The organism is Arthrobacter sp. P4_F10, assembly GCF_056401435.1.
In genome coordinates this window covers 44,047-70,029 of the sequence record NZ_JBFUJJ010000003.1, presented here as the reverse complement: position 1 = coordinate 70,029, position 25,983 = coordinate 44,047, and the positions used below count along the sequence as shown (strand labels likewise).

The window sequence follows — 25,983 nt, the reverse complement described above, 5'->3', positions numbered from 1 at the left end:
TTGACGGCGTAACTGATGATGGTTGTGGTGCTGTGGTACTGAAAGCTACCGGACGGTGATTACCGGAGGGCGATCGGGTTGACGGGCGATCCGACGGCGCCGGTAATGGGCAGGGGCGCCGCGGTGAGCAGGAAGTCGTACCTGCCGTCTGCCGCGCAAGCCTCTGCGAGGCCGTCCGGGTCCCACATTTCGCCGAGGAAAAGCCCGAGGTTGGGGATGGCGATCTGGTGGAGGGGCTGGAAGGCGCCGTCGAACTCGTTGGGCCGGACCTCGAAACCCCAGGTGTCCGTGGCGATCCCCGCGATTTCACTGCGGTGAAGCCAGGGTGCGGTGCTGAAGGACAGCCCCGGGGCTGAGCCGCCGGCGTAGTCGCCCCAGCCGTCGCGGCGCACCCGGGTGTGCTGTCCGGTGCGGATCACCAGGATGTCGCCCCGGCCAACCTTTGAGCTGGGGCCCTGCAGGTCGATGGTCCGCTGGAGGTGTTCGGGGGTGATGGCGAAACCGTCCGGCAGCTCGCCGTCGTTCCTTCCCAGTTCTGGTCCGAGCGCGCGGCCGACGTCCAGCAGGACGCCGCGGGTGACGATCTTGGCCGCGGCGGTTTCGATGCCGGTGACCAAGTCGCCTTCGGAGGTGACCACTTCCCCTGCGGCACGGCCGTTCCAGGCCTTGCCCTGGTCGAAGATGTGGCCCAGGCCGTCCCACTGGGTGGAGCACTGCAGCGGCATGGCGATGACGTCGTCCGCGCCGCCGAAGCCGTGCGGGAAGCCTTGGTTGCCCCGTTCTGCGTCCACGCCGGTGTCGGTCATGGTGTGGACAGGGTTGGTGCGTCGCCGCCAGCCCTTCTGCGGTCCGTTGGTGTCGAACGGCTGGGACAGCGAGAAGGCCTCGCCCGTCTTCACAAGGGCTGCTGCTTCAATGCGCTTGTCCGCGTCGATGAAGTTCAGGGTCCCAAGGACGTCGTCTTGGCCCCAGCGGCCCCAGTTGTTGTGGGCCTCGGCCATAGCGCGGATGCTGCCGAGCGGGTCCTCACGCCGGATGACCGGGGAATCAGTGGCTGATTCCCCGGTGCCGGTGGTGATTCGTGCTGTGTCCTGGCTGGTCACTGCTGGCTGCCTTCAGTTGCAACTTCGTCCTTGCAGTGGATGAGCTGGGTGCCCAGGCCCGTAATGGTGCCCTCCATGACGTCGCCGTCCTGGAGCAGCCTTCCCCAGTGCTGGCCGTTGCCGGCGGGGCTTCCGGTGAGCACCAGGTCTCCCGGGCGCAGCGGCATAATCTGGGAGGCCTCGCTGATCAGCTTGGCGACACCGAAAATCATGTCTGACGTGGACTCGTCCTGCATGGCCTTGCCGTTGAGCTTCAGCGTGACCTGGACGTCCTGCGGGTCGCCGAAGAACTTGGCGGGTACCAGCAGCGGTCCGGTGGGCAGGAAGCCGGGGGCGTTCTTGGCGCGGTACCAGTCCGAGCCGATCGCCGGCATGTCCTTGCGGAAGACATACTCACGGGTTGTGATGTCGTTGACCATGGTGTAGCCGAAGACGTAGTCCAGGGCTTCCTCGGGGGTGACCCGGAACGCCGTCCTGCCGATCACCGCGGCCAGTTCAAGTTCCCAGTCGTGGGACTTGGAGTAGGCAGGCAGGGTGAGGTCGTCCGTGGCGGACGCGATCGCCGTCGGGAGCCCGATGAAGAAGTACGGCGTTCCCTGGCCCGCGCGCTTGTCCATCATCGCGGCGGTCCGGTCCCGGACTTCGTCCTCGTCCTGGCCGGGTTCGCGGTGGGCTGCAGCGAGGTCGATGACGTGCTTGCGGTAGTTGGCGCCGGTCTGAAGGACCTGGACAGGCTCTACCGGGGCGAGGACCTCGATGTCGGCCATCGCCAGGCCGGTGTCCTCGCCGGCCGATGCGGCGATGGCGTCCAGCTGGCTCTCGGTGGTGTCCCAGTGCTCGATCAGTGTATTGATCTCCCCATCCAGCGGCACGACGCGGTCGCCGACCAGCAGGCCCGCGCGGGCCTTGCTGTCACCGGTCTCCTGGAACCGGATGAGTGCATATTGTGTTTCGGCCATGGTGTCCTAGCCCCGTCCCTGCTTGGCGTAGGGGTTCAGGAGGGCTTCCTTCATTTCGGGGGAGGCGCCTTCTTCGGTGGCGGTAAAGCCTTCCGCGGGAGGGAAGGATTCGGTCATGGAGTGCGGCATGGCGCCGTTCTTGTAGAAGTTGTTGGAGCCTTCGGAGGGCTTCCAGGTGTTGGCTTCCCAGTCCGGGACGTAGTTGCGGTATCCGCCGGAGTTGAGCTCGACGCGCAGGCCTGACGGGTCACGGAAGTACAGGAAGTTTTGCTCGCCCACGCCGTGGATGGAGGGGCCGTATTCCATCGGAGTGCCGTTTTCCATCATGACGTCCGCGGTGCGGAGCAGATCCTCGGTGGCATCCACCCAGAAGGCGATGTGGTTAACGCGTCCCGCGCGGCTGGAGGTGTCCAGGACTACGCCCAAGTCGTGGGACTTTTCGTTGGTCGTGAGCACGGAGAAGACGGTGATGGGTGCCTCGTCCAGGTCCACGAAGGCCATGACGCGGAAGCCCAGGGCCTCGTTGTACCACTTGGCGAAGCCTCGGACATCGGAGGAGGCCACGGTGACGTGGTCCAGGAAGCGGGGCGCTGCGGCGTGGCTGCTGCGGCGCTCCGGCCGGTCCGGGTAGGTGGATTCAAAACCGGGCTCAGCCACGAACTTCTCAACGTCGAAGAAGAGGCGCATGGGGTGGCCATAGGGGCCGGTGAATTCGTAGGCCTTGCCGTAGCCGTGGCCGCCGGCGGTCCAGCTGCCCTGGACACCGGTTGCTTCGACGCGCTGGGCTGCGGCTTCCAGGGCGGCCTGGGAGTTGGCGCGCCAGGTCATCCGGCCCAGGGAAGCTTCCGGACCTTCGGTGAGGACCAGGCTGTAGCGGTAGTAGTCACCCCAGCAGCGCAGGTAGACGTTGCCGTCCACCCGGTCGATGATGCGCATGCCGAACTTTTCCTCGTAGAACCGTGCCGAGGCTTCGACGTCGGGGGTGGTGATCTCGAGATGGGCAAGATGGGAGAGGGGAGTTTCCACGTTGAATTCCTTCTAAGTACTGATTGCCTTGAGTGGGGTCGCTGCAGGTCTAGTAACCAGACTGAGGCAAAAGAGGTATTCGGTGAAGAGGCGTTTCCTGATGCCACCTATTTGTATGGCAGATACTTGGCCTGAGTGGTCGATCCGCGCGCAATGCCGTACCCGCTGCTCCGGCTTCTGAACCAGTGTCGGGTTCCTAGCCCGCCGCGGGCGCGGTGCGGGTGGTTGTGCCGAGGCCCGCGGGCGCCGCGAGGGTGCCGGCGCTCCTGCCAACTCGTGAGTAGATTCCTCCGGCCACCTGGAAGCCCAAGCCCCCTTGTCGGTTCGATGTTCGGGTAAAGAGTACATTCTGAAGACATGACAGAGATCCGCTGGCTGGAAGCGTTCGTTGCCGTGGCCGAAGAACTGCACTTCGGCCGTGCTGCGCAGCGCCTGCACACTTCACAGTCCCCACTGAGCCAGACGATCCGGAAGCTTGAGGCGGATCTGGGGAAGCGGCTCTTTGAGCGCAACACGCGAAGCGTGGCCCTCACGCCGGCGGGGTATGCCCTCCTGCCGCGCGCGTACCGTGTGCTTCGCGAGATGCGGCTGGCCCGCGAGGCGGCCCAGGCGGAGATTGAGGGCGTCCGGGGCAACATCAGGATCGGATTCTCCGGAGCTGTGAACCACCTGACCCTCCCACCGCTCACGCGCGCTGTGCGCCGGCGTCACCCGGACATCAAAATGGACCTCACCAGCGGTGTGCGCACGGCCGACGGATTGGCCAGCGTCGCGAAGGGCACCCTGGACTTGGCCTTCGTGGGCCGTCCCGAAACCCCGGTCCCCTCGGTGATGACGCGCTTGGTCGCAAGCGAGGAAGTCGGTGCGGTACTGCCGCTGGATCATCCGCTGGCACAGGAAAAATCCATACCGTTGCAGGCTCTGGCGGCTGATGACTTCATCTCGCCGCCACTGGACGGCTCGTCCTCCATGACCGAAGTGATGCTCGCATCCTGCATGGCGGCCGGTTTCCGCCCTCACATTGTCCAGGAGTTATCGGACCCCTACATGGTGCTGACCTTCGTGGCCGCCGGTGTGGGAGTCACCCTCATGAGCAGCGGGATAGCCGGGATCATACCCTCCGGGGCAACGTACGTGGCCCTCGATCACCCGCAGCACTTCATGAATCACGCCATCGCGTGGTCCGAGGAAAATGACTCCGCCGTGCTGACGGCTGTGCTCGCCGTCGTCGAAGAGATCTTTCCCGAGAACCCCCAACTGACCCCACCTCATCAAGTCGAATTGCAACATAGTGATAGATCATTTTAGTCGTGGACTAACTAAGTGATCGCAGCCACACTGGATGGAGAAGCCGCATAGCGCGGCACACCGTTTTTGCAGCGGGCCTATACCAAGAGCCCCCGGGACGGTCCCGTTACCTGAAGGGAACACCATGTCAGTGTCGACATTGGCGCCAGCACGCCCCAAGAACAATGCGAAGATCGCAGCGGTTTCGGGGTTCGTGGGCAGCGCCCTTGAGTACTACGACTTCTTTATCTTCGGCTCGGCGGCCGCCCTGATTTTCGGCAAACTGTTCTTCGCCCCTGGCCCTTCCGCGATGCTGCTGTCCTTCGCAACCGTCGGCGTTGCTTACGTCGCCCGTCCGCTGGGGGCAGTGATCTGCGGACACCTCGGCGACAAATTCGGCCGCAAGAAGGTCCTGCTGCTCACCCTGCTGCTGATGGGCGCATCAACATTCCTCATCGGCTGCCTGCCCACGTACAACGACATTGGAATGGCAGCGCCGGTCCTCATCGTGGCTCTCCGGCTTCTGCAGGGCCTCTCCGCCGGCGGCGAATCGCCGGGGTCAAGCTCCCTGACGCTCGAGCACGCACCTGACAAGAAGCGAGCCTTCTACACCAGCTGGACGATGAGCGGCATCATGTTCGGCATCGTGCTCTCCACGCTAGTGTTCATTCCCGTGGCATCCATGCCCGAGGAACAGCTGCTTGCCTGGGGCTGGCGCATCCCGTTCCTCGCCAGCGCCGTAGTGACCGTCATCGCCTTTGTGCTTCGGCGCCTCCTGGAAGAGCCCCCGGTATTCGCGGAAGTCAAAGCGCACGACGACGTGGTCAAGGTTCCACTCGTCACCCTGTTCCGGCACCACTGGGCCACCGTTCTCCGTGTCACCGCCATGTCGCTGTTTACCATCATCAACACCATCATCAACGTCTTTGCGTTGTCCTACGCCACGTCCGTCGTCGGCGTTGAAAAGGGCCTGATGCTGACAGTCATCGCAGTCGCCAACCTCGCCGCCGTCGCCATGGGCCCATTGGCCGGCATCCTCTCGGACCGGATCGGCCGCAAACCCGTCTTCGTCACCGGTCTGGTGCTGCAGATGGCGATGATCTTCGTGTTCTTCTCGGCCCTGTCGGCGGCGAATGTTCCGCTGATCTTTGTCACCGGCATCCTCCTGATCGGTTTCGCCTACACCGCCACAAACTCCATMTACCCCGCGTACTTCCCGGAGCAGTTCCCAGTCAAGGTCCGCTACTCCGGTATGGCCATCAGCCTCATGTTCGGACTCCTCCTGGCAGGATTCGCGCCGGTCATTTCCGAGCTGCTGATCGGTGGCAACAAAGCCAACTGGGTTCCTGTCGCAACGTTCGCCGCCGTGGCCTGCGCCATCTCCGCCATCGCAGCGCTGCTGGCACCCGAGACGTTCAAGACTCCGACGGCCCTGCTCGGACTGAAGAAATCCGACCCGAGGCTCTACACAGCGTCGTCCGTCACCCCGGAGCCGGCAACGCGGCAGTCCCGTGCGGCCGACGACGCTTCCGGCGCGGTTGCCGATACGGCACGGGCATGAGCCAGCAGACCCTGGCGGGCACCTGGGCCGTCCGGCCGCGGGAAGCCGATATGTGCCATCGGTTCGTGGTGGGCTTGCTCGGCTCCGGTATCGGCGGATCGCTCACCCCGGGCCTCCACGAGGCCGAAGCCGACAGGCTGGGCCTTGCCTACACCTACCGCGTCATCGATCTGGACTCCATCGGACACCCTGCAGAACGGTCCGCGGCCCTGGTGCGGCATGCAGCTGATCTCGGATTCGACGGACTGAACGTCACCCACCCGAGCAAGCAACTCGTGCAGGACGGCCTGGATGAGCTTTCGCCCGATGCCCGGATTCTGGGTGCCGTCAACACCATCACCTTTCACGACGGCAAGGCCGTGGGCCACAACACGGACCACACCGGATTCATCGGCGGCCTCCGGGCCGGCCTCCCGTCGGCCGTGACCGACTCGGTGGTGCAGCTCGGAGCGGGAGGAGCCGGCGCGGCAGTGGCCTTCGGGCTCCTCAGCGCCGGAACCCGGCGCCTGGTCATCGCCGACATCGAACCTGCCCGGGCCGAGGCCCTCGCCGCCCGGCTTGCCCCGCACTTTCCGAAAAGCCACCTGTCAGTGACCCGGACGGATGCTGTCGCCGGAAGCATCCGGGAGGCAGATGGGCTTGTGAACTCAACACCCATCGGCATGACGGGCCACCCCGGTGTGCCCGTGGATCCCGAGCTGATCCACTCCGGGCTTTGGGTAGCGGACGTGATCTACCGGCCGCTCGAAACCGAACTGATCAAGGCAGCGCGGGGCAAGGGCTGCGCCGTACTCGACGGCGGACGCATGGTCGTGGGTCAGGCCGCCGCCGCCTTCGAGCTCTTCACCGGCATCAGCGCCGACGCCGACAGCATGCTGGCCACGTTTCGACAGGCGGTCAGCTAGCCATGGATCCTCAAACACCCAGCACTATCGCCGAGTCCCGTTGCCTCGTGGTCGGGGCGGCCAGCGGCATCGGGCGGGCGACGGCGGCACGCCTTAGGGCGTCCGGCGCCACGGTGGTCGGAGCGGACCTGCCCTCGGCCGCGTGGCCCGATGAACCAGGCACCTCAGCACTCGCCATGGACGTCACCGACCCGGCATCCGTTGTTGCGGCCGTCTCGGCGGCGGCCTTGGAGATGGGAGGGCTCCACGCGGTCGTGAACTGCGCGGGCATCCTGGGGCCCGTGGCCCCGGCAGCCGCCACATCGGTCGAAGACTTCGAACGCATCATGAAGATCAACCTGACAGGGGCATTCATTCTCTCGCAGGCCGTCCTGCCGCGAATGGCTGAGGCAGGCTATGGGCGGCTGCTCCATATCTCCTCGACGGCGGGCAAGGAAGGCGTGGTCAATATGCCCGCCTATTCTGCCAGCAAGGCCGGGATTCTAGGCCTGGTCAAGTCACTCGCCAAGGAGTTCGCGCTTTCCGGCGTCACCGTCAATGCCCTCGCCCCGGGCAATGTAGTGACCCCGCTTTTCGCGGAAGTGCCGGCGGAACAGCAGGCGGCCCAGGCCGCCAAAATCCCCATGGGCAGGTTCGGGACCCCCGCCGAAGCGGCCTCCCTCATCGAATTCATCGTTTCGCCGGCGGCCTCCTACACCACCGGCTCCGTTTTCGATCTGTCCGGCGGCCGGGCCACGTACTAGCCCGGCCCCAGCCTCCTGCCGGACCGCACCACATTTTCCTACCAGCACCAGAAAGATGGCACCTGTTGATGATCACCCCATCACCTGTCACCGCCCGCCCCCTTCGCATCGGAATTGCAGGGTGCGGGGCGATCTCCCGCAACCATCTGGAGGCGTTCCGTGCCCTTGACGACGTGGCCATCGTGGGTGTCTGCGACATCGACCTCCAGCGCGCCCAAGACACCGCCGAAGCATGGGGGATCCCTGCAGCGGTCAACACAGTCGAGGAACTCTTGGGCCTGGACCTGGACATCGTCTCGGTCTGCACCCCACACCCCACCCACCAGGATGTGGTGCTGCAGGCCGCTGCGGCAGGAGTCCACGTGCTCTGTGAAAAGCCCATCGCCACTGACTTGGCGTCCGCAGAACGCATGGTGAAGGCCTGCGACGATGCCGGTGTGAAGCTGGGTGTGCTCTTCCAGCGCCGGTTCTGGCCGGCAGCCCAGCGCATCCGCGCAGCGATCGACGACGGCACACTCGGCCGGCCCATCATGGGCCAATGCTCGGTGATGCTTCACCGCGATCCGGAGTACTATTCCCGCGACGCTTGGCGCGGGACGTGGGCCAACGACGGCGGCGGGGTGCTGATGACCCAGGCCATCCACTACATCGACCTGCTGCAGTGGTTTATGGGAGACGTGGCCGAGGTCTACGGCAAAATCAACACCTACTTCCACGGCGAACACATCGAAGTGGAAGACTCAGCGACCGCCGTCATCACCTTCACTTCCGGCGCCATGGCCACGCTCGAAGCGTCGACGGCGGTGTCCCCGAGCCTGGGCGTGCAGATCCGGGTCACGGGCGAGACCGGCGCCTCCGCCTCCCTGACCGAATTCCCGGAAGGCAGCGACGGACGCGTGGACCTGTGGGCCGTGTCCGGAACGATCAGCACCGATCCTGTTTACCCGAACGGTGTTGACCCGAACGTCAGCCTCACGACGATTAATGGCCAGCTCATCCCGCACCACACCGCGCAGGTCCGCAATTTTGTCCGGAGCCTTCGCGGAGGCGGTGAACCGGCGATCACCGGCCACGACGCGACGAAGGCCTTGCGGATACTGCTGGCAATTTACGAATCGTCCCGGACAGGCAATCCAATCCGCTTCGCCCCGCTGCCTGAAAGCACACGACCCCTCGCACCGATTGCGGGTTAAGGAACAGCAATGGAAAAGAACACACGCTACGCCGCCCGCCCCCTGACACTGGGCCGCAATGGCCGCACCCCGAAAACCCTTCGCAACCGGCTCGCCTCCGCACCGATGGAGCGCAACTACGGCACCACGGACGGTTACATCACGGAGCAGTACATCGACTACCTGGTCACCCGTGCCAAGGCAGGACTGGGCATGGTGACCACAGAGGCCACCTATGTCCGCGCCGACGGCAAGGGCCGCACCCACCAGCTGGGCCTGCACACAGATGAGATGATCCCCGGCCTGCGCAGGCTCACCGACGCCCTGCACGCGGAAGGCGCGCTGGCCGCCGTCGAAATTAACCACGGCGGCCGCACCGCCCAGTCCGCCCTCTCCGGGTACAAAAACGTGGCGCCATCACCGGTGGCGTGCGAGGTGGCGGGCGGCGAAGTTCCCCGTGAACTCACCGTCGAGGAATGCCACGAACTGGTGGAAGCCTACGCCCAAGCTGCCCGCCGCGCGGTGAAGGCCGGTTTCGATGTCATCAACATTCACGGCGCCCACGGCTACCTGATCCACCAGTTCATGTCACCGATCTCCAACCACCGCACGGACGAGTTCGCCGCACCCGAACACTTCCTGAACCTGGTCATCGACACCGTGCGGGCAGCGGTCCCGGACACCCTCGTGGGTATGCGTGTGTCCGTAGTTGAAGGTCCTGCAGACGGCATCTCCGCCGAACAGCAGGTGGCCATCATTGCGAACGCGCACCTGGAGCACCTGGATTTCCTGGACATCTCCGCCGGCAGCTACGAGGCCGGCGAATGGATCGTGCAGTCAGGCGAATGGAAGCCGGGCATCCTCGCCGACTACGCCAAGGCGTACCGGCAGTTCGGCCTGCCGCTTGGCCTGGCCGGCCGGCTGAACTCGCCGGAAATCATCGAGCAGGTCCTCTCCGAGAGGACCTGCGACTTCGTCAGCCTGGCCCGGGCCATCCATGCTGACCCGACGTTTGTGGGCGGCGTCCTGCGTGATGAGCGCTACCGCCCCTGCATCGCCTGCAACGTCTGCATCGACAACCTGGGCCTGGGTCAGGTGACCTGCACAGTCAACCCCGCGGTGGGACGCTCCCGCGTCCCGGTCCCCACACCAGCCGTCCGCGAAGGGTCCCGCGTTGTGGTGGTGGGCGCGGGTCCCGCGGGCCTCACCGCCGCCCGCGAGCTTGCCGAAGCCGGGGCGAAAGTGACCGTACTCGACGATGGCCCCCGCGCCGGCGGCCAGTTCGCCCTCGCGGAACGGATGAAGTCCACCCCGGACTTCCACCGGTTCGCCGAATGGTCTGCCGGGGAGAACGCGCGGCTTGGCATCGAGGTCCGGCTGGGTTCGCGCGTGGACACTGACCACCTCGACGGCCTTGTCCGCGACACCGCGGCAGACGCCATCGTGCTGGCAACCGGCGGGCTCGCGCCCGCCGCCGGGTTCATTGGCGAAGAGAGCGCCAGCGTCCTGGATGTGCGCGAATGGCTCACCGCCCACCCCGAGGTCATCGACCCTGACGCGCCGCATCCCGTCATTCCGGATGCCGTGACGATCTGGGGTGCGGACTCCGTTGCCATGAGCGTGGCGGACACGCTGGCTGGCCGGGGGACTGCCGTGCTGCTCATCGGACCGCAGGCAGCCCTTGCCCCCGAGTCCGGCCGCCGCGCCAAAATCCTGGCCGTGCCCCGGCTCGAAGCCAACCCGCGGGTGCGGATCCGGCTCGGTGCGACCATCGAGGAATACGACGGCGGCCGGATCCGGATCAGCGGTCCGGGCGTTGCCTCTGGAGGCGAGTGGCTGGAGGCGCCGGGACCGCTCCTGGTTTCGCGCTCCGTGGTTCCCCTGGACGGCTCTGTCCCAGCGGACATTCGCGACGCCGAACTGAGCTGCGAGGCCGGAGTGCCGGTGACACTGGCCGGGACAGTGGTGGACCAGACGCCCGCCATCGCCTCCAACGCAGTGAAGAGCGGCTACGACGCAGCACAGCGGATCGCCTCTCTTCTGAGAGCCGGGGCTGCCGCCAACAATGAACTTAGCCTGAACGGAGCACAGTCATGACCGGAAACGCGCACAGGTCCGTCGGCCTGGCACAGCTTTCGCTGCTGAACACCGCGCCGCCTGAACTGGTGGGGGTCGCTGCCCAGGCAGGCTTTGATTTCATTGGCGTCCGGGTGCGCGCGGTGACGCCCGTGGAACGGCCGTACAACCTCCAGCCGGGGTCTTCACTTTTACGGGAGACCCTCACACGGATACGGGACACGGGCGTCACGGTCCGGGACATCGAATTCCTGCTGCTGGATGGCAGCGACCAGCGTGAAGCATGGCTGCGCATGATGGAAGCGGGCCAGGCACTGGGGGCGAGTTCCCTCACAGTCGCAGGAGCCGATCCGGACAGCTCCCGGCTGGTCCACACGTTGGCCCGGATGACCGAGGACGGGCACGGTTTCGGGATCACCCCCACCCTTGAAGCGATTTCCTATCAGCCTGTTGCTTCGATGGCCCAGGCTGCGGACATTGCCCGGCAGGCCGGCTGCCGCCTCGTGGTGGACACCCTTCATTTCAACCGCTTCAACGGTGACGGCGCTGCCGGCCAGTGGGCCGCACTGCATGCCAACGCAGATTTGGTACCGCTGCTCCAGCTGTGCGACGGGCCCGCGGAACGGCCAGCCGGCCGCGAGGCACTTGTGGTCGAATCCCGGTCGGAGCGGGAGGTGCCCGGCGAGGGTGAGTTCAGGCTTGCGGAGGCGGTGGCCGCTTTGCCGGACGGGCTTCCGGTCAGTGCGGAGACGCCGTCGGACCGGCGGGTGGCTGAACTCGGCGAGCTTGGGTGGGCGCGCCTGCTCAAAACAGGGGTGGACGCCGTGTTGGCAACGGCCGGAATTGACCAGACAACAGCAAATCTCCAAGGGACGGGAACCAGATGAGCGGCATGACAAAAGAGATCACGACAGCAGAAGTCACTCCCGGCGTGCACATCCCGCTCATCGGCCTGGGAACCTGGCCCCTGACGGGTGAGGATGCCGCAGCGGCGGTGCACCAGGCCATCAGCAGTGGCTACCGGCACATCGACACGGCCGAGAACTACGCCAACGAGGCCGCCGTGGGGGAGGGGATCCGCCGCAACGGAATTGATCGAGGGGACCTTTTCCTCACTACCAAGTTCAACACCCAGTGGCACAGCCGCAACGGAGTGCGCGATGCCTTCGGCGAGGCGGTGAAGCGGCTCGGAACCGACTACTTGGACCTGTTCCTGGTTCACTGGCCCAACCCCTCCCAGGGGAGGTTCGTTGAAGCCTGCGAAGGACTGCAGGACCTGGTCAAGGACGGCTCAATCCGGGCCTGGGGCGTGTCAAATTTCAAACCCGCGCACCTACGGCTGGTCCAGGACGCAGGCCTGGCCGTGCCGCTGAACCAGGTCCAGGTTGATCCTGAGCACGGCCAACCAGGTCAGCTTGAGTTTCACCGGGAACATGGGATCCTGACCGCCGCCTACAGCCCTTTGGGCCGTAACGGGAGCTTTCTTGAGCAGGCCGCCGTGCGCAGCCCTGCCACGGAACTCGGCAGGACCCCGGCCCAGATCGTCCTGCGCTGGCATGTGCAGCACGGCCGTGTGGCTGTGCCGAAGTCCGCGGACAATCAACGCCAACGGGAGAACCTGGACGTCTTCAGTTTCGCCCTGACCCAGCAGCAAATGGCCGCGATTGACGCACTCGAAACCGGTGCGCCGCCGCGCCTGGACTCCGACACCTACTTCCACTGAGAAAGCACTGAAAATGACGGCACCCGTAATTTCTTCATCTGCCCTCCCGAGCCTGGACTGCGATGTCCTAGTGATCGGCTCCGGCGCCGGCGGCCTCTCCTCGGCAGTTTCCGCTGCCTACCACGGACTGAAAGTTGTGGTCGTTGAAAAGGCCGACGTCTGTGGCGGTGCCACGTCCTGGTCCGGCGGCTGGGCCTGGACCCCCGGCAACCCGCTGGCCAAAGCCGATGGGGTCAACGAGGACCGCGAACTCTTCCGCACCTACCTGCGCCACCGGCTCGGCAGGAACTATCAGGAAGACAGGGTGGAGGCGTTCCTCGAGGCGGTACCTCACATGGTGGGCTTTTTCCAGGACAAAACCAGCCTGCAGTTTGTGCCGGGAGCCAAGATCAAGGACATCTACGGCAGCACCCCTGGTGCAGGCACAGGGCACCGCTCAGTAGGACCAAAGCCGCTGAACGCCCGCCGGATCAAGCCCGAACTGCGCGCCAAGATGCGCCACCAGCTCTATGAGACCTCGTTTCTGGGCATGGGCATCATGGCAGGTCCGGACCTGACAAAATTCCTTTCCGCCTCCCAAGGAAACATCCGGGGCATTTTCCACGCAGCCTGGCGGGTGGGCTTGCACCTCCTGGACCTCCTCACGCACCGCCGCAACATGCAGTTGGTCAACGGGACCGCGCTCACCGGCCGGCTGCTGAAGTCCGCCGATGACCTCGGCGTGGAGATCCGCGTCTCCACGCCGGCCAGGTACCTGCTCACCGACGGGTCCGGCAAGGTGACGGGCGCCGTCGTGACTTCCCCGGAAGGCGAACTGCAGATCAACGCCTCCCGCGGCGTCGTGCTGGCTTGCGGCGGGTTCCCCCATGACGTCTCCCGCCGGAAGGAGCTGTTCCCCAAGACGCCCACCGGACGCGAGCACTGGACACTTGCGCCGAAGGAAACCACCGGCGACGGTATCACCATGGCCCAGGCCGTGGGCGCCCGCTTCGAGACCGATGTGGAGTCTCCGGCCGCCTGGTGCCCGGTCTCGCTGGTCCCGTACCGCAACGGACGTACCGGAACGTTCCCCCACATCATGGACCGCGCCAAGCCCGGCAGCATCGGCGTCCGCCGGGACGGCAAGCGGTTTGTCAACGAGGCCAACGGCTATTACGACTACGTCGAAGGCCTGATCAACGCCACACCCGAGGGTGAACCGGTGGAGGCCTGGCAGGTCGCTGACGCAGCGTTCGTGCGCAAGTTCCCGTTGGGTATGGCCAAGCCGCTGCCCGTGCCGCTGTTCCCCTACCTGCGATCCGGCTACCTCAAGAAGGGGAACACCCTCGAGGAACTCGCGGCAGCCTGCGGCATCGATCCGCAAGGGCTCGCCGCGACCGTCGCGGAATTCAATGACAACGCCCGCAAGGGCATTGACCCCGACTTCGATCGCGGCGCCAGTGAATTCAACCGCTATGGCGGGGACCCCAAGAACACCCCCAATGCCTCGCTGCGCCCCCTGGACAAGGGGCCGTTCTACGCCGTCAGGATTGTCCCGGGATCGTTCGGTACCTTCGCCGGACTCGCGGCCGATTCGCGTGCACGGGTTCTGGACAACCATGGCCAACCCATCGGCGGCCTTTACGTCGCGGGCAATGACCAGGCCTCAGTCATGGGCGGGCACTACCCGGCCGGGGGCATCAACCTCGGCCCAGCACTGACCTTCGGCTACATCGCCGGGCGCGACCTCGCCAACGCCACACACTACGAGGACGACGGAGTTGCAGCTCCGGAATCCATGAGCGGGGACGCCGTTACCGCGGATTGACTGGCGCAGCTTGCCGCCTCCGTCACCTTCCTGCCCAGCGACGACGGCACCAACATCAACGGCGCCATCCTCGCGTCCGACGGCGGCTGGTCCGCGCTTTGGGGGAGCGGCACCATAACGCCAGCGGACGACGGCGGGAAGTCCCGCCGTCGTCCGCTTAGGGGCCCGGATACACGCGTCAGGAGGGCAGCGCGGCACCGGATCGAGGCCGCCCTCCGGCCCTACCGGGATGACGCTGGACGGCCTATCGTGGTCCCTGCCACAGCCCGAGGGAAGGAACGACGATGTTCACGCTGCAGATTAGCTATCCGGTCCGGGACTACGAGGCTTTCAAGAAAGTGTTCGACACGGATCCCGCAGGCCGCGCCGCCTCCGGCGCCCGGTCTGTCCGCTTGTTCCGGGATACCGAGGACCAGAACAGCGTGGCCGTGCTCCTTGACTTCGACACCAAGGACGCCGCGACCGGCTTTCTGGAACGGCTGCGCAGCCAGGTATGGGACAAACCCGAGGTGATAGGGCAGCTCATGACGGCAGCGCCGACAGCCAGGATTCTGGAGGAGGTGGCCCGCGAGGGCCAGGGCGCGGGCTGACCGCTGAGAATCCGGTGGTCCTCGTCGGATGAGTCAGCCGCCACCACACAGCCGCCCCGGCCCACCATCACTGACAGGTTAGGCGCCCCGGTGAGGCGGACCGGTGGCCGCGCAGTGCCGATGAAGAGGCGCTTCCTATCGTGCCTGCATCCGTATCTTCGCCATCACGGTGCGGGCTGCTCGGCCGATCCCGAATCCGAGAGCACCTCGGGCGGCGACGTCTGCTCGGTCGCGGGGGCAGGCTCCGGGCTCTGGACGGTTTCGGGGGCGGGGTCCGCCGCGGGGGTGTCGCTTGATGTGTCGGCTGCCGGCTCTCCAGTCCCGGCCGAGCCGCTGTCCGCGCCACTGGGGCTACCGTCCGTCGTCAGGCCCGGTTCGTTGTTAGCGCCTTCCTCGACTTTCCCAGGTACTTCCTCGACTGGCCCAGGCACTTCCGCCACGTCCTTCGTCGAGGCGTCCGTCTCGTCCGGGACCGTCGGGTTGCCGCCCAATGCTGTGCCCAGCGTCGTCGTGGGCCCGGTCGCACCGCCGTCGATGCTCGACGTCGACGAGACAAGGCTGGAGATGGGCTTATTGGTTCCGAATTCGACTGCAGTGACACCGACCATCGCGATCACGAATGCGGCCGCACTGACCGCCCCGAGCTTGATCCAGGTCTTCGGTGTCAACTGCCACCTCGCGCGTTTGGCTCGAGGTCCGTCGCTCTCGGCCGGCGCGCTGGGGGCCAGCGCGTCGCCGTCGTCAGCGGGCAGACCGCCCCTGCGTCGCTGAGGGATTTTCGTCAATGCCACGGCGGCGGCCGAACTGAGTGTTCGGGCATAGAGAGCGGCGCCCACCGTGGCAACGATAGAGCCGAGTGCGGCGCCGATAAGGGTCCCGGCAACGCCTAGAAAGGACCCCACCAAGGCAGAGGTCACCGCTGCCAAAGCCGAGCCAATAGTCTGGGTGCCGCTTAGTCCGAGGAACTGTTTCGGCTTGTCTTCAGTAGTGGAGTCTGCAGGCATATTCAAACACATTTCAGTCAGATTATGTTACGAACAGATAACTTTACCTCACCGCGGCCGGCTCCCGGCTGCGCCCGTATTGGTTTGAGGCGGTTCTCACAGGCCAGAGGACGGCCTTCCTGCTCAGCGACGACGGGACCAACATCAACGGCGCGTCCTTGCCTCCGACGGCGGCTGGTCGGCGCTGTAGGGGAGCGGCAGCAGGTCAATACCGACTTATTCTGACTTGCGCGGCCACGGTCTCGCGCCGGGTGCCGTAACGCGAGGGCTTCGGACCCTTAAGCTGAAGCATGGATTTCACCGACGCACTCTGGATCATGGCCGGGGCAGGCCTGATTCTGCTGATGGTCACGGATGTCTTCCACACACTCCTGTATCCGCGCGGGACAGGCCCGGTCTGCAAGGCGATAATCCGGGGACTCTGGCTGTTAACTAATAAAGTCCGGGGACGGGCATCGACAATCGCAGCCCCTCTCGCCATGGCTGCCGTGATCGGTGCCTGGGCCGCCCTGGCTATTCTGGGCTGGGCTCTGGTGTATTTCCCGTTTCTGCCTGCAGGATTCGTGTACGGAGACGGGGTGGCGCAGCACGGCGATTTCACTGAAGCCCTCTACATCTCGATGGTCGCCCTCTCTACAGTCGGCTACGGTGACATCGTGCCGGCACTGCCTCTGCTTAGGCTGGTCGCGGCCGCCGAGGCCGTGGCCGGTTTTGGGCTTCTAACCGCTACGGTGTCCTGGATACTGCAGACCTACCCTGCCCTTAGCCGTCGCCGGGCTTTGGCCCACCGGCTGAGCCAGTTCAGGGAAGCGGCCGGGGCCGAAGGTCTCTCGTCGCTGACTCCGGCACATGCCGCGGTGTTGCTCGAATCCCTGGCCGGAAACGTGGCATCGGTGAGCATAGACCTGCTGTCCTTCCATGAAACCTACTACTTCCACGAAGCAGAGCGCAGGGGGTCGCTGCCGGCCACCGTGACGTATGCACAGCACCTGGCTACTGAAGCCCGGGACCATGACAACGCAGAACTCCGCTTCGCCGGACGGATGCTATACGCAGCGCTGGAGGATCTCGCCGAGGTTCTCCGCGGGAACTTCGGGCATGAGGGGAGTACCTCTTCTGCCGTGTTCCACAGCTATCAACTGCACCACCGGCACCGTAAGGCCGACCCTGAATAAGTTGGATTCCAAACGGCTCAGCGTGGCCGTTCACTGCTGTTTACCGGCCCTCCACCGCGTGGCCCTTCCCTGTTAGTGCGGATCGGGGAGCCTGTTTGAGGCATCGGCGCGCCTGATCGGTCGAGCTGAACCATGCCCCCTGAACCGCACCAAGGAGAACCCCGTGCTTATCAAAAGTGCTGTCGCCGCGCTCGTGGCCCTCACGTCCCTGACCGGAATCGCCGTCCCCTCGTCTGCCGCAACCTCATCCCGGGATGTTGTGCTGGACCAGCCGCTGCTGGAGGCCCATGCGCACAACGACTACGAGCACGGCCGTCCGCTGTTTGACGCCTTGGAGCATGGGTTCACCAGCGTCGAGGCGGACGTTTGGCTAGTTGACGGAGAACTTCTGGTCGCACACGACCGGGAGAACGCGCAGCCTGGAAAGACCCTGGCGAGCCTGTACCTGGATCCGTTGGACAACCTTGTCCAGCAGGAAGGCCACAGCGTCTATCCTGGCTGGGACGGCAGCCTGCAGCTGCTGATAGACATCAAGAGCGACGGCGAGAGCACCTACGCTGCGATCGAGCAGGAACTGAGCAAGCACCCGGCTCTCATGACCCGTTACAGCAAGGGCAAAGTCAGCACGGGCGCGGTGACCGCCGTGATCAGCGGCAACAGGCCGCTGATGACCATGCAGGCGGAAGACAAACGCTACGGGTTCTTCGACGGACGCTCAGCCGACCTTGCTTCCGGGATGCCGTCAACGCTCATGCCGCTGGTCAGTGACAACTGGACAAAGCTGTTCACGTGGCAGGGTGTTGGCCCGATGCCCGAGGCGGAACGCGCCAAACTCCACGCCTATGTCGCGGACGCACACGCCAAGGGACACCGGGTCCGCTTCTGGGCGACTCCGGACCAGCCGGGCGAGGCACGTGAAGCTCTTTGGACCGAGCTTCACCGGGCGGGTGTTGACCACGTCAACACTGACGACCTCGCAGCACTCGAAAGGTTCCTCAAAGCCCAGCAGCCGTAGGACCAAGGTCCACTAGGTCCAGCAGAGTTTCGGAATGTAGCAGCGGCTGCACCCGATTTCGCAAGTGTGTACGCCGCTGCCCCCGGCAGCCGAGAGCGGCCGACGGCGGGAGGTCCCGCCGTCGTCCGCTCACTGGGGCCGGAAACTGTTGGAGGCGGTTGGCCAGGGGCAGGGCGACGTAGACGCCGACGTGGATGCTTGTAAATCATCATTGTGGCGGCTGCCCAACCGCGCCACCATGTTCGTATGAACGCTGAAACGCCGAAGGTGGCGGAGCTGAACCTTCCCCAGGCCTTCCTCCTTCTCGCAACGAACGACCAAGACGGCAAACCTTCGGTGCCGATGTACGCACTCAGGACCACGATGGCAGGGGCGATATTGGCCGAGCTGGACCTGATCGGTGCAATCGGGCTGCAGGGGAAGCACGTCAGGGCTACCGGCACCTCCCCGCAAACGGACCTCCAGCACGAACTGGAACTCATCCGGGGCAAGTCTCGGCCCCACACTCCCAAGCGGTGGGTCTCCATGCTGGAGGGCCGCGCCGAAGTGCAGCGTGTGTACGAAGGGATGGCGGCACTGGGCATCGTGGAACACGTCGGCGAAAAACACCTGGGTCTGTTCCGGACCGTGCGGTACCCGGAGAAGGACCACGCTCCGGAGGCGGCGCTCCTGAAAAAGATCCAGGCCGCACTCGGCGGTGCGCCGGCTGATGCCGAGGCGCCTGATGCCACTGCTGAGGCTGAGGCGCCTGTTATCACGACTGAGGCTGGGGCGTCTGATTCCACCCCGACTGACGCCTCGGCGACCGAGGCCGCGAAGCCAGATGTCAAGGCACCCGATGCCAGGACCACAGCGCTGATCGCCCTGCTTCAGGCTGCCGGGCTGCTCGGCAAGCTCGTACCGGCAGCAGATAAAATCCGGGCAAGTGAGCTGGCGAAGGGCTATTGGCCTTCCCATGCGGTGGAGGACGAACTGCGCATGATCAGACTGGCGGAGGAAGAAGAACCAGGCATATGAGGCTGCCTGAAATCGCTGGGCACGGAGTCGGCGGTCTGCGTGGACTCCAGGAGCCCGCCGCCCGAACCTCACCATCACCAACATCGTGGCCGTGTCTCCGGCGTGTTCAGCCCGTTGCCCGCAACGATAAGCACGCGGACGATGGTTTCATGAGCGCAGATAACTTCGGACCTGGTCTTTTCACTATCGGGGAATGCTAGATGTCCACAGTGAAGTCCGGTGGGCGCAAGCGGGTCTGGGTCATCGCCGCGGCGGCGGTTGCCGTTGTTGTGCTGGCTATCGGACTGGCGGTGTTCAAACCCTGGCTTCTGTTTGTCGACGTCCGGGTGGATGAAGAGATCCCGTTCGTTGCCGCCTCCGCGGAGCAGGCAGAACCATCCGGGTCCAGTACTGCCGAGATGCCCTCCGGCCCGGTCCAGCTCGCTGAAGGTTCGTTCATCAGCCATGAACATACGACGACCGGAGCCGTTCGGATCATTGAACAGCCGGACGGCTCGCGCGTGCTTGCATTGGAGAGTCTGGACACCTCCAACGGGCCGGATGTGCACGTCTGGCTGAGCGCCGCAGACGTGGTGGAGGGACCGGGCGGGTGGTTCACCGCTGGCTCCGCCGACCACGTTGACCTCGGCTTAATCAAGGGAAACCAAGGCAACCAAGTGTACAAAATCTCCGATGACGTTGATCTGTCCAAGTACAAGTCCGTCGATCTATGGTGCGTTCAATTCGCGGTGTCATTCGGAGGGGCTCAACTCACATCCCGAGACAAATGAGGCAACGAATCCGGCCACGCGGACCTTCCCATGAGTCAACGACGGGGCCTTTTTCGATGGCGCCGGCCGCCGTAGGCTATGGGCATTCATCACACCGAGGAGGCACCGATGCGCACGGCAAAACCCACGGCCCAGGCCGATCAGGTCCGCCATCTTTCAGAGAACCTCATTTCTCAGCTCACCAAGGGGAAGGAGTGGGCCACTCCCGAGGTCGAGGCGGCATTGCAAAAAGTGGTCGAGGGGCTTGATGCCGGGATTGAATCCGCGTCCCCGAGGATCCAGGCCGGTCTGCGGCGGCTCGCTGACGAACTCGCCGGCGGAGTGGAAACTCTGGTTCCCCGTGTCCACGAAGGTCTGAAGCGGGTCGCACCTAATGTTGCCCCGGCGCCGGCTAAGTCAAGGCGGACAGCGTCCGGGAAAGCCTGGTTGATCGCCGGGGCGGTGGCCGTCGCGGTGACCGTGGGACTCGCGGCCTGGCACTTTTTTCGGCCGGCCCATGAGGAACCGGTCCCCGCCGTGAATGCGCAGCGTACCAGCGGCGCGAACCCCGAGGCGGACACCACCCCACCACCCGAGGACCGGACCTGAGGCGATCAAGACTCCGGGCCTGTTAGCCCAAGAGCATGAATATCGACCGGGTGTGATCTGTTAAGACGCCACGTACGGCGACGACGTCATCGCTTAGTAGTGATTTCATGTTCTTACTGTGCGTTGCGGAGTTGGCATTTCTAATGCCGCGCCGATAGTTGCGGACCTGGGTTTCCGCCGCCGGTCGGCGCTGTAAAAGTGCGGCACTAAACGCAAGCGGACGACGCCGGCGCGTGCCGCCGTCGTCCGCTCGGTAGGTATCTACTTCTCAAACGCCGGCGTGGCGGGCGAAGGAGATCGGGAGACGCCCGGTGGGGTCGACCAGGCCGAGGACAAGTTCGGCGATGGCCCGGCCGCCCTGCATGCCGGGGCTGAACGCTTCGATGATGGCGGCGGCTGACTGGCCCCGTTCCGCGCCGTAGAAACGCAGACGGACGACGGCGGGACGTCCCGCCGTCGACCGTCTGCAGGACTGGTTGTGTGTGCTGGAGCGCTTAAGCCGTGTGGCCAGCCGCTTAGCGTGAGTTCACCACCGGGACGCCGAGGATGCTGTCCAGCAGCCCGTTGCGGAATTTTCCCTCCGGATCGTGCGCCGATGCCAGCGCGCGGAAGTCCGCAAAGCGGGGGTAGAGGGACTCCCAGTCGTGACCGCCGGGCGTGAAAAGCTTGCCCCAGTGCGGCCTGGCCCCGAACGGCCGAAGCAGGTCCTCGAGCTGCGGCAGAACGGCTTCCACCTGCGGCTGCAGCGGCTTCCAGGTGAAGTGCAGGGCAACGCTCTGCTGCCGGTAGAAGGGGCTGAGCCAGAATTCATCTGCGGCGCCGGTCCGGATTTCCGAGACATAAAGCAGGGGTGCAAGTTTGTCCGCCAGACTCCGCACCACCTGGAGTGCAGCAGGGGCCTGCTCCAGCGGCAGGAGGAATTCGCTCTGCAGTTCCTCACCCTTGCTGGGCGTGAACTCGTGGCGGAAGTGCGGCAGCCGGTCCAGCCATTGCCCGGGCTCATCCATCTGGACTGTGCAGTTCTCGGCCGACATCCCCGGCAAAGGGTGCCGGGGGCAGATGGCGGCCGTGGCGCCGAACAGTTCACCGATGGGAGGCTCCGAGTCCACCGCCTTGAGCCAGACTTGGCTGATGCAATCGCCTGCGTAATCGGTGAATAGACTCACGCTGTAGGCGCTGGACACCAGCTGAGTGAAGTCCGCCAGTGCCCGTTCCCACGGCAGGTTCTCCAAAACACGCTGGCGCATGCTGAAGCTCGGCCGGACGGCAAGCTGGAGGCCGGTGACGATGCCAAGGGCGCCCAGACCCACCACGCTGCCCAAAAACTCCTCTCCGTCCGCGCGGGTCAGCGATACCTGCTCGCCGGAGGGCCGGACCAGCTCAATGCCCTCCACCGCCCCGGCCAAGGCGGGGTTGTTCACACCAGAGCCGTGGGTGCCCGTCTGGACTGCTCCTGCCACGGAAATGTGGGGCAGCGAAGCCAGATTGTGGATGGCGACGCCGGACTGTTGCAACGTGCGGCACAGGGCGCCGTAGCTCACGCCGCCGCTGACGCGGACCGTCTTCCGTTCTGAGTCCAGTTCGATGTGCTGCGGCAGGGCGTCCAGCAGCACGTGCACACCGTCGGTGTCCCCCATGCGGTTGAAGGAGTGCCGCGATCCCAGGGCCTTGACCCGGTCGGCGCGCTCCACCACGCGGGCGAGTTCAGCCACCGACGCCGGGCGCATAACGTCCGCTGATGAGTAGTTGAGGTTGCCTGCCCAGTTCTTCATTCATTCGGCTTTCCGGTGAAGGTACGTTTCGCTCTCACCACTGTGAGCGCTAACAATTTTCCTGTCAAGACGTTTCCGCCGCAACCCRCCGAGACGGGTAACATCGTCAGCAGGTCATCCGCAGCAGCAGCCATTGGCCGCTTGGCTTTGGCCCAGGATGCTTTGAAAGGGRAGCAGTGCGCGCAACGGTCAAGGACGTCGCGCGTCGTGCCGGCGTCTCACCCAAGACTGTCTCGAACGTGATGAACGGGATTGTTCCGGTCAGCGGAGCCACCAGGGTCAAGGTGGAGCAGGCCATTCTGGAACTCGATTATGTGCCCAACCTTTCCGCCCGCGGACTGCGCAACGGCAGGTCGGGTGTTATCGCCCTGGCCCTACCGGACCTGGCGACCCCTTACTCGGCCGAGATTGCGCACAACGTGGTGGAAGTTGCCCACGAGCAAGGCTGGAGCGTCCAGATCGAGGAAACCGGTTCCGATCCCCGGCGCGAATACGAACTGATGTCCCGCGCGCGGTCCAACCTCATTGATGGCCTGATCCTCAACCCGGTGGTGCTGGATGAGAGTGCCGTCAAGGTGGGAGTCTCACTGCCCCCGGTGGTCCTGCTGGGTGAGGTGTCCCAGAAGCTGGCCGACCGTGTGTGGGTGGACAGCGTTGCTGCCGCCCGTGACATGACCCTGGCGCTTGCCAGGACCGGCCGGCGTCGTATTGCCGTGCTCGGAACTGCGGAAGGCCGAGGCTCCGCCGCGGCAATCCTGCGGACCCGTGGCTACCGTGCCGCGCTCGAAGAGCTCGGCATTGACCGGGACGACTCACTGCTCATCCCGTGCGAAAAATGGACACCACACACGGCTGCCGTCGCGCTCGCCTCCTATCTGGACTCCCACCCGCTCCCCGAGGCGCTGTTCTGCTTCACCGACTCCATGGCCATTGGCGCGATGAGCGTGTTGTGGAAGAGGGGAATCAGCGTTCCGTCCGACGTTGCCGTGGCGGGCTTTGACGATATCGCCGACGGGCAGTATGCCGTGCCATCCCTCACCACCGTTTCCTTCGACAAGCGCCGGGTGGCCAGCGAAGCCCTCCGCCTGCTCACCGAGCGGATGGCTGACCGTGTCGGCGAGCAGAGGGTGGTCACCGTCGACTACAAAATCGTGGAGCGGGACAGCAGCGGCTAAACGCGCTCCCAAATGAGATGGCTGCATCAGATTGTTCACGCTAACAATTTTCTCTTGTGGTCCGTTTTACATCGATGTAATGTGAGTCCCGCGTCACATCGCACCTGCCGCTCCCGGGATTTCAGCGCACCGGAACGGCAGTGTTTTGTGCCATCAGGATTATTTTCAGCGGACCCATCCAAAGGAGTGACGGGTGAAGCAGATTGACTTTTTTGCCGGCAAGCAAGTGACCCGGCGGCAGTTACTGGCAGGTTCGGCGGCTCTCGGCAGCGTGTTCGCGGCGGCCGGTCTCACGGGCTGCGGCGGTACCGCCTCGGCGGCGGCCGTGCGGGACATTGCGTTCTGGCATCTGCTGTCCGGCGGTGACGGCATCAAGATGCAGGCAATGATCAGTAAGGCGAACGCCGGCAACCCCGGTTTCACCGTCCATCCGACCGTCCTGGCGTGGGGTCCGCCGTACTACACCAAGCTGGCGATGGCGTCAGCCGGAGGCCGCCCGCCGGAACTGGCCATCATGCATGCCAGCCGGGTCCCCGGCTACGCCCCAGGGGGACTCATTGACCCGTGGGACATGTCCTTGCTGGCAGAACACGGCGTGACTTCCCAGAGCTTCGCACCGAGGATCTGGGACAAGAGCCAGCAGAACGGCCAGGTTTTTTCCATCGCCCTGGACTCGCACCCGTTCGTCATGTTCTACAACACCGACGTCGCCGGCAAGGCCGGGGTGCTGGCCGCCGACGGGCAACTGCAGGCTGCAAGTTCCCCGCAGGAGTTCCTCTCGATGGCCCGCGAGATGCAGAAGGTGACACAGGCGCACGGCCTGTCCTTCGGCTACCTTGGCAGCGGGTCCCAGATGTGGCGTCTCTTCTACACCCTCTACAAGCAGCACGGTGTGGACATGGAACTCACCCCGGGGCAACCGATGAAGGCTGACAGGGATGCGGCGGTCGAGTCCCTGGAATTCATGGCATCACTGTTCGACGACACCATAGCCGCCAAGAGCGGGGACATCAGTACGGGCATCGCCGAATTTGCCCGTGGCGGTTCTGGCATGCTCTTCAGCGGCGTCTGGGAACTCCCCACCTTCAAGAAGGCCGGTCTGCCGGTCGACGCGGCAACTATCCCCACGCTCTACGGGACGCCGGCTGCCTATGCTGACTCTCATTCCTTTGTCCTGCCGCGGCAACTAAACGCCGACGACGGGAAGCGGCGCGACGTGTACAAGTTCGTGAGCGATGTCCTCAAGGGGTCGCTGTCCTGGGCGGAAGCCGGACACATTCCGGCCTATCAGCCGATTGTGCAGTCACATGCGTACCGGGAACTCACTCCCCAGATTCACTACGCCAACGCGGCGGACATTATCAATTACGATCCGGAATCCTGGTTCAGCGGCTCCGGCTCGGACTGGCAAACCTACTTTGCGGAAAACGTGCAGAACGTACTCCTCGGCCGCGACAAGGCCGCCGACGGTTGGGACGCATTCGTGCGCCGCACCAACACCCTTCTCTCCCGGCCCAACCCGGTCTGAGCCACCCGAGTGACAAAGGAGTCCCTGATGAGTTCCTTAGCAACATCCGGCCGGAGCGCAGAGCGTACGGCATCTTCCCGTCCAACCCGGACCCGTCCACAGCCCGGTCCGGCCCCGTCCCGTCAAGCCAGGGACAACCTGACCGGCTGGGGCTTCGCCGCCCCTTTCCTGGCGTTCTTCCTTGTCTTCCTGGTCTGGCCCATTCTTTACGGCCTTTTCATGAGCCTGACAGGCAAGTCCCTTACTGGCGCCAACGACAACCTGATTGGCCTGGCCAACTACGCCGAGGCCTTGGCCGATGCGGACATGTGGCGTTCCCTGGGCAACACGCTCTACTTCACGGTGATAAGCACGGTTCCCTTGGTGATCGTCGCCTTGATCATGGCCGCCCTGCTTAACGTCGGATTGCCCGCGCAATGGCTGTGGCGGCTCTCCTACTTTGCGCCGTACCTGCTCGCCTCGACCGTGGTCTCACTGTTCTTTACCTGGATGTACAACCCGCAGCTGGGGCTGATCAACGACTCCCTGGCGAAAATCGGGCTTCCGAAGGTGGCCTGGCTGAACGACCCGAACGTGGCGATGTGGGCGATCGTCATCGCCACGCTGTGGTGGACCGTCGGCTTCAACTTTCTCTTGTACCTGGCGGCCATGCAGAACATCCCCCACCAGCACTACGAGGCGGCATCCCTGGACGGGGCCGGAGCCTGGCGGCAGTTCTTCTCCATCACCCTGCCGCAGCTGGCTCCGACCACCGTGATGATCGTCCTCCTCCAGATTCTGGCATCACTGAAAATCTTTGATCAGGTGTACCAGATGACGGCTGGCGGCCCCAGCGGTTCCACCAGGCCAGTGGTGCAGTACATCTTCGAAACCGGGTTTACCGGCTACCGGCTGGGCTACTCCGCAGCCGTCTCCTACATTTTCTTCGGGCTGATCGTGATCGTCTCGGTCATGCAGTTCGTCATCACGCGCCGCAGGAGTGCATAA

General features: G+C 64.8%; 23 protein-coding genes and 2 pseudogenes. 19 read left to right on the top strand and 6 right to left on the bottom strand.

The features are described 5' to 3' along the window. Positions 1-59 precede the first annotated feature (59 nt). From AC1DR1_RS05200 to AC1DR1_RS05190, 3 genes are read right to left on the bottom strand one after another with little or no spacing between them, the layout of a single operon-like run. The gene (locus AC1DR1_RS05200; protein WP_476992265.1) at positions 60-1,103 is read right to left on the bottom strand and encodes a cyclase family protein; all 1,044 of its coding nucleotides are present in this window, start codon (positions 1,101-1,103) and stop codon (positions 60-62) included. Then, complete coding sequence (locus AC1DR1_RS05195; RefSeq protein WP_476992264.1) at positions 1,100-2,062, bottom strand: fumarylacetoacetate hydrolase family protein; 963 nt, start codon at positions 2,060-2,062, stop codon at positions 1,100-1,102. Before AC1DR1_RS05195 ends, AC1DR1_RS05200 begins: the two co-directional genes overlap by 4 nt. 6 nt (positions 2,063-2,068) lie before the next feature. Further along, entirely contained in the window at positions 2,069-3,088 is a 1,020-nt protein-coding gene (locus AC1DR1_RS05190; protein WP_476992263.1) for a VOC family protein, read from the bottom strand. A gap of 357 nt (positions 3,089-3,445) precedes the next feature. On the opposite strand from AC1DR1_RS05190, the gene AC1DR1_RS05185 reads away from it, so the two are divergent. From AC1DR1_RS05185 to AC1DR1_RS05135, 11 genes and pseudogenes are all read left to right on the top strand, one after another. Continuing rightward, positions 3,446-4,396: a LysR family transcriptional regulator gene (locus AC1DR1_RS05185; RefSeq protein ID WP_476992262.1), complete on the top strand. Its 951-nt coding sequence runs from the start codon at positions 3,446-3,448 to the stop codon at positions 4,394-4,396. A gap of 124 nt (positions 4,397-4,520) precedes the next feature. Then, positions 4,521-5,936: an MFS transporter gene (locus AC1DR1_RS05180; RefSeq protein ID WP_476967038.1), complete on the top strand. Its 1,416-nt coding sequence runs from the start codon at positions 4,521-4,523 to the stop codon at positions 5,934-5,936. Continuing rightward, a complete protein-coding gene (locus AC1DR1_RS05175) occupies positions 5,933-6,841 on the top strand; it encodes a shikimate dehydrogenase (protein WP_476967037.1) in 909 nt (302 codons plus the stop codon). Before AC1DR1_RS05180 ends, AC1DR1_RS05175 begins: the two co-directional genes overlap by 4 nt. Positions 6,842-6,843: 2 nt before the next feature. Continuing rightward, entirely contained in the window at positions 6,844-7,584 is a 741-nt protein-coding gene (locus tag AC1DR1_RS05170) for an SDR family NAD(P)-dependent oxidoreductase (RefSeq protein WP_229992049.1), read from the top strand. Between the two features lie 68 nt (positions 7,585-7,652). Further along, a complete protein-coding gene (locus AC1DR1_RS05165; RefSeq protein WP_476967036.1) occupies positions 7,653-8,777 on the top strand; it encodes a Gfo/Idh/MocA family protein in 1,125 nt (374 codons plus the stop codon). Positions 8,778-8,786: 9 nt separating this feature from the next. Further along, positions 8,787-10,853, top strand: a complete 2,067-nt coding sequence (locus AC1DR1_RS05160; RefSeq protein ID WP_476967035.1) for an FAD-dependent oxidoreductase — start codon at positions 8,787-8,789, stop codon at positions 10,851-10,853. Then, on the top strand, positions 10,850-11,719 hold the full coding sequence (locus AC1DR1_RS05155) for a sugar phosphate isomerase/epimerase family protein (protein ID WP_476992261.1): 870 nt from the start codon (positions 10,850-10,852) through the stop codon (positions 11,717-11,719). The genes AC1DR1_RS05160 and AC1DR1_RS05155 overlap by 4 nt, the downstream gene beginning before the upstream one ends. A gap of 5 nt (positions 11,720-11,724) precedes the next feature. Continuing rightward, positions 11,725-12,555, top strand: coding sequence for an aldo/keto reductase (locus AC1DR1_RS05150; RefSeq protein ID WP_476992260.1), 831 nt, complete (start codon positions 11,725-11,727; stop codon positions 12,553-12,555). Between the two features lie 13 nt (positions 12,556-12,568). Beyond that, positions 12,569-14,362: an FAD-dependent oxidoreductase gene (locus tag AC1DR1_RS05145; RefSeq protein WP_476967032.1), complete on the top strand. Its 1,794-nt coding sequence runs from the start codon at positions 12,569-12,571 to the stop codon at positions 14,360-14,362. Positions 14,363-14,368: 6 nt separating this feature from the next. After that, a pseudogene (locus tag AC1DR1_RS05140) lies at positions 14,369-14,455 on the top strand (short-chain dehydrogenase); the annotation flags it as partial. A gap of 191 nt (positions 14,456-14,646) precedes the next feature. Continuing rightward, complete coding sequence (locus tag AC1DR1_RS05135) at positions 14,647-14,952, top strand: hypothetical protein (protein ID WP_364744404.1); 306 nt, start codon at positions 14,647-14,649, stop codon at positions 14,950-14,952. 164 nt (positions 14,953-15,116) lie between these two features. Here AC1DR1_RS05135 and AC1DR1_RS05130 read toward each other — a convergent pair whose 3' ends face one another. Further along, a complete protein-coding gene (locus AC1DR1_RS05130; protein WP_229992042.1) occupies positions 15,117-15,956 on the bottom strand; it encodes a hypothetical protein in 840 nt (279 codons plus the stop codon). A gap of 290 nt (positions 15,957-16,246) precedes the next feature. Here AC1DR1_RS05130 and AC1DR1_RS05125 point away from each other — a divergent pair, with 290 nt between their 5' ends. The 5 genes from AC1DR1_RS05125 to AC1DR1_RS05105 all read left to right on the top strand — a co-directional run bounded on the left by AC1DR1_RS05125 (position 16,247) and on the right by AC1DR1_RS05105 (position 20,521). Further along, complete coding sequence (locus tag AC1DR1_RS05125; RefSeq protein ID WP_229992041.1) at positions 16,247-17,131, top strand: potassium channel family protein; 885 nt, start codon at positions 16,247-16,249, stop codon at positions 17,129-17,131. A 163-nt stretch (positions 17,132-17,294) separates the two neighbouring features. Continuing rightward, on the top strand, positions 17,295-18,146 hold the full coding sequence (locus tag AC1DR1_RS05120; protein WP_229992040.1) for a phosphatidylinositol-specific phospholipase C/glycerophosphodiester phosphodiesterase family protein: 852 nt from the start codon (positions 17,295-17,297) through the stop codon (positions 18,144-18,146). A 246-nt stretch (positions 18,147-18,392) separates the two neighbouring features. Then, positions 18,393-19,163 (top strand): GOLPH3/VPS74 family protein, encoded by a 771-nt coding sequence (locus tag AC1DR1_RS05115; RefSeq protein ID WP_476992259.1) that lies wholly within the window; start codon positions 18,393-18,395, stop codon positions 19,161-19,163. Between the two features lie 200 nt (positions 19,164-19,363). Next, a complete protein-coding gene (locus tag AC1DR1_RS05110; RefSeq protein WP_476992258.1) occupies positions 19,364-19,933 on the top strand; it encodes a DM13 domain-containing protein in 570 nt (189 codons plus the stop codon). A gap of 108 nt (positions 19,934-20,041) precedes the next feature. Then, entirely contained in the window at positions 20,042-20,521 is a 480-nt protein-coding gene (locus tag AC1DR1_RS05105; RefSeq protein WP_229992037.1) for a hypothetical protein, read from the top strand. 274 nt (positions 20,522-20,795) lie between these two features. Here AC1DR1_RS05105 and AC1DR1_RS05100 read toward each other — a convergent pair. Continuing rightward, positions 20,796-20,918 (bottom strand): annotated as a pseudogene (locus AC1DR1_RS05100) (glycoside hydrolase family 3 C-terminal domain-containing protein); the annotation flags it as partial. Between the two features lie 118 nt (positions 20,919-21,036). Further along, positions 21,037-22,293: an FAD-binding protein gene (locus AC1DR1_RS05095; RefSeq protein WP_229992036.1), complete on the bottom strand. Its 1,257-nt coding sequence runs from the start codon at positions 22,291-22,293 to the stop codon at positions 21,037-21,039. Between the two features lie 176 nt (positions 22,294-22,469). Between AC1DR1_RS05095 and AC1DR1_RS05090 the strand changes: the two genes are divergently transcribed. The 3 genes from AC1DR1_RS05090 to AC1DR1_RS05080 all read left to right on the top strand — a co-directional run bounded on the left by AC1DR1_RS05090 (position 22,470) and on the right by AC1DR1_RS05080 (position 25,983). Further along, positions 22,470-23,468 (top strand): LacI family DNA-binding transcriptional regulator, encoded by a 999-nt coding sequence (locus AC1DR1_RS05090; protein ID WP_229992035.1) that lies wholly within the window; start codon positions 22,470-22,472, stop codon positions 23,466-23,468. 193 nt (positions 23,469-23,661) lie between these two features. After that, a complete protein-coding gene (locus tag AC1DR1_RS05085; protein WP_229992034.1) occupies positions 23,662-24,996 on the top strand; it encodes an ABC transporter substrate-binding protein in 1,335 nt (444 codons plus the stop codon). Positions 24,997-25,023: 27 nt separating this feature from the next. After that, entirely contained in the window at positions 25,024-25,983 is a 960-nt protein-coding gene (locus tag AC1DR1_RS05080) for a carbohydrate ABC transporter permease (RefSeq protein ID WP_364746345.1), read from the top strand.

Excerpts from the sequence above, each read along its gene's own strand:
- AC1DR1_RS05170 (WP_229992049.1), top strand. The coding sequence starts at position 6,844 with ATGGATCCTCAAACACCCAGCACTATCGCCGAGTCCCGTTGCCTCGTG.
- AC1DR1_RS05165 (WP_476967036.1), top strand. The coding sequence starts at position 7,653 with ATGATCACCCCATCACCTGTCACCGCCCGCCCCCTTCGCATCGGAATT.
- AC1DR1_RS05095 (WP_229992036.1), bottom strand. The coding sequence starts at position 22,293 with ATGAAGAACTGGGCAGGCAACCTCAACTACTCATCAGCGGACGTTATG.
- AC1DR1_RS05080 (WP_364746345.1), top strand. The coding sequence starts at position 25,024 with ATGAGTTCCTTAGCAACATCCGGCCGGAGCGCAGAGCGTACGGCATCT.
- AC1DR1_RS05195 (WP_476992264.1), bottom strand. The coding sequence starts at position 2,062 with ATGGCCGAAACACAATATGCACTCATCCGGTTCCAGGAGACCGGTGAC.
- AC1DR1_RS05160 (WP_476967035.1), top strand. The coding sequence starts at position 8,787 with ATGGAAAAGAACACACGCTACGCCGCCCGCCCCCTGACACTGGGCCGC.
- AC1DR1_RS05155 (WP_476992261.1), top strand. The coding sequence starts at position 10,850 with ATGACCGGAAACGCGCACAGGTCCGTCGGCCTGGCACAGCTTTCGCTG.
- AC1DR1_RS05110 (WP_476992258.1), top strand. The coding sequence starts at position 19,364 with ATGTCCACAGTGAAGTCCGGTGGGCGCAAGCGGGTCTGGGTCATCGCC.
- AC1DR1_RS05185 (WP_476992262.1), top strand. The coding sequence starts at position 3,446 with ATGACAGAGATCCGCTGGCTGGAAGCGTTCGTTGCCGTGGCCGAAGAA.
- AC1DR1_RS05150 (WP_476992260.1), top strand. The coding sequence starts at position 11,725 with ATGACAAAAGAGATCACGACAGCAGAAGTCACTCCCGGCGTGCACATC.
- AC1DR1_RS05135 (WP_364744404.1), top strand. The coding sequence starts at position 14,647 with ATGTTCACGCTGCAGATTAGCTATCCGGTCCGGGACTACGAGGCTTTC.
- AC1DR1_RS05105 (WP_229992037.1), top strand. The coding sequence starts at position 20,042 with ATGCGCACGGCAAAACCCACGGCCCAGGCCGATCAGGTCCGCCATCTT.
- AC1DR1_RS05115 (WP_476992259.1), top strand. The coding sequence starts at position 18,393 with ATGAACGCTGAAACGCCGAAGGTGGCGGAGCTGAACCTTCCCCAGGCC.
- AC1DR1_RS05175 (WP_476967037.1), top strand. The coding sequence starts at position 5,933 with ATGAGCCAGCAGACCCTGGCGGGCACCTGGGCCGTCCGGCCGCGGGAA.
- AC1DR1_RS05125 (WP_229992041.1), top strand. The coding sequence starts at position 16,247 with ATGGATTTCACCGACGCACTCTGGATCATGGCCGGGGCAGGCCTGATT.
- AC1DR1_RS05145 (WP_476967032.1), top strand. The coding sequence starts at position 12,569 with ATGACGGCACCCGTAATTTCTTCATCTGCCCTCCCGAGCCTGGACTGC.
- AC1DR1_RS05130 (WP_229992042.1), bottom strand. The coding sequence starts at position 15,956 with ATGCCTGCAGACTCCACTACTGAAGACAAGCCGAAACAGTTCCTCGGA.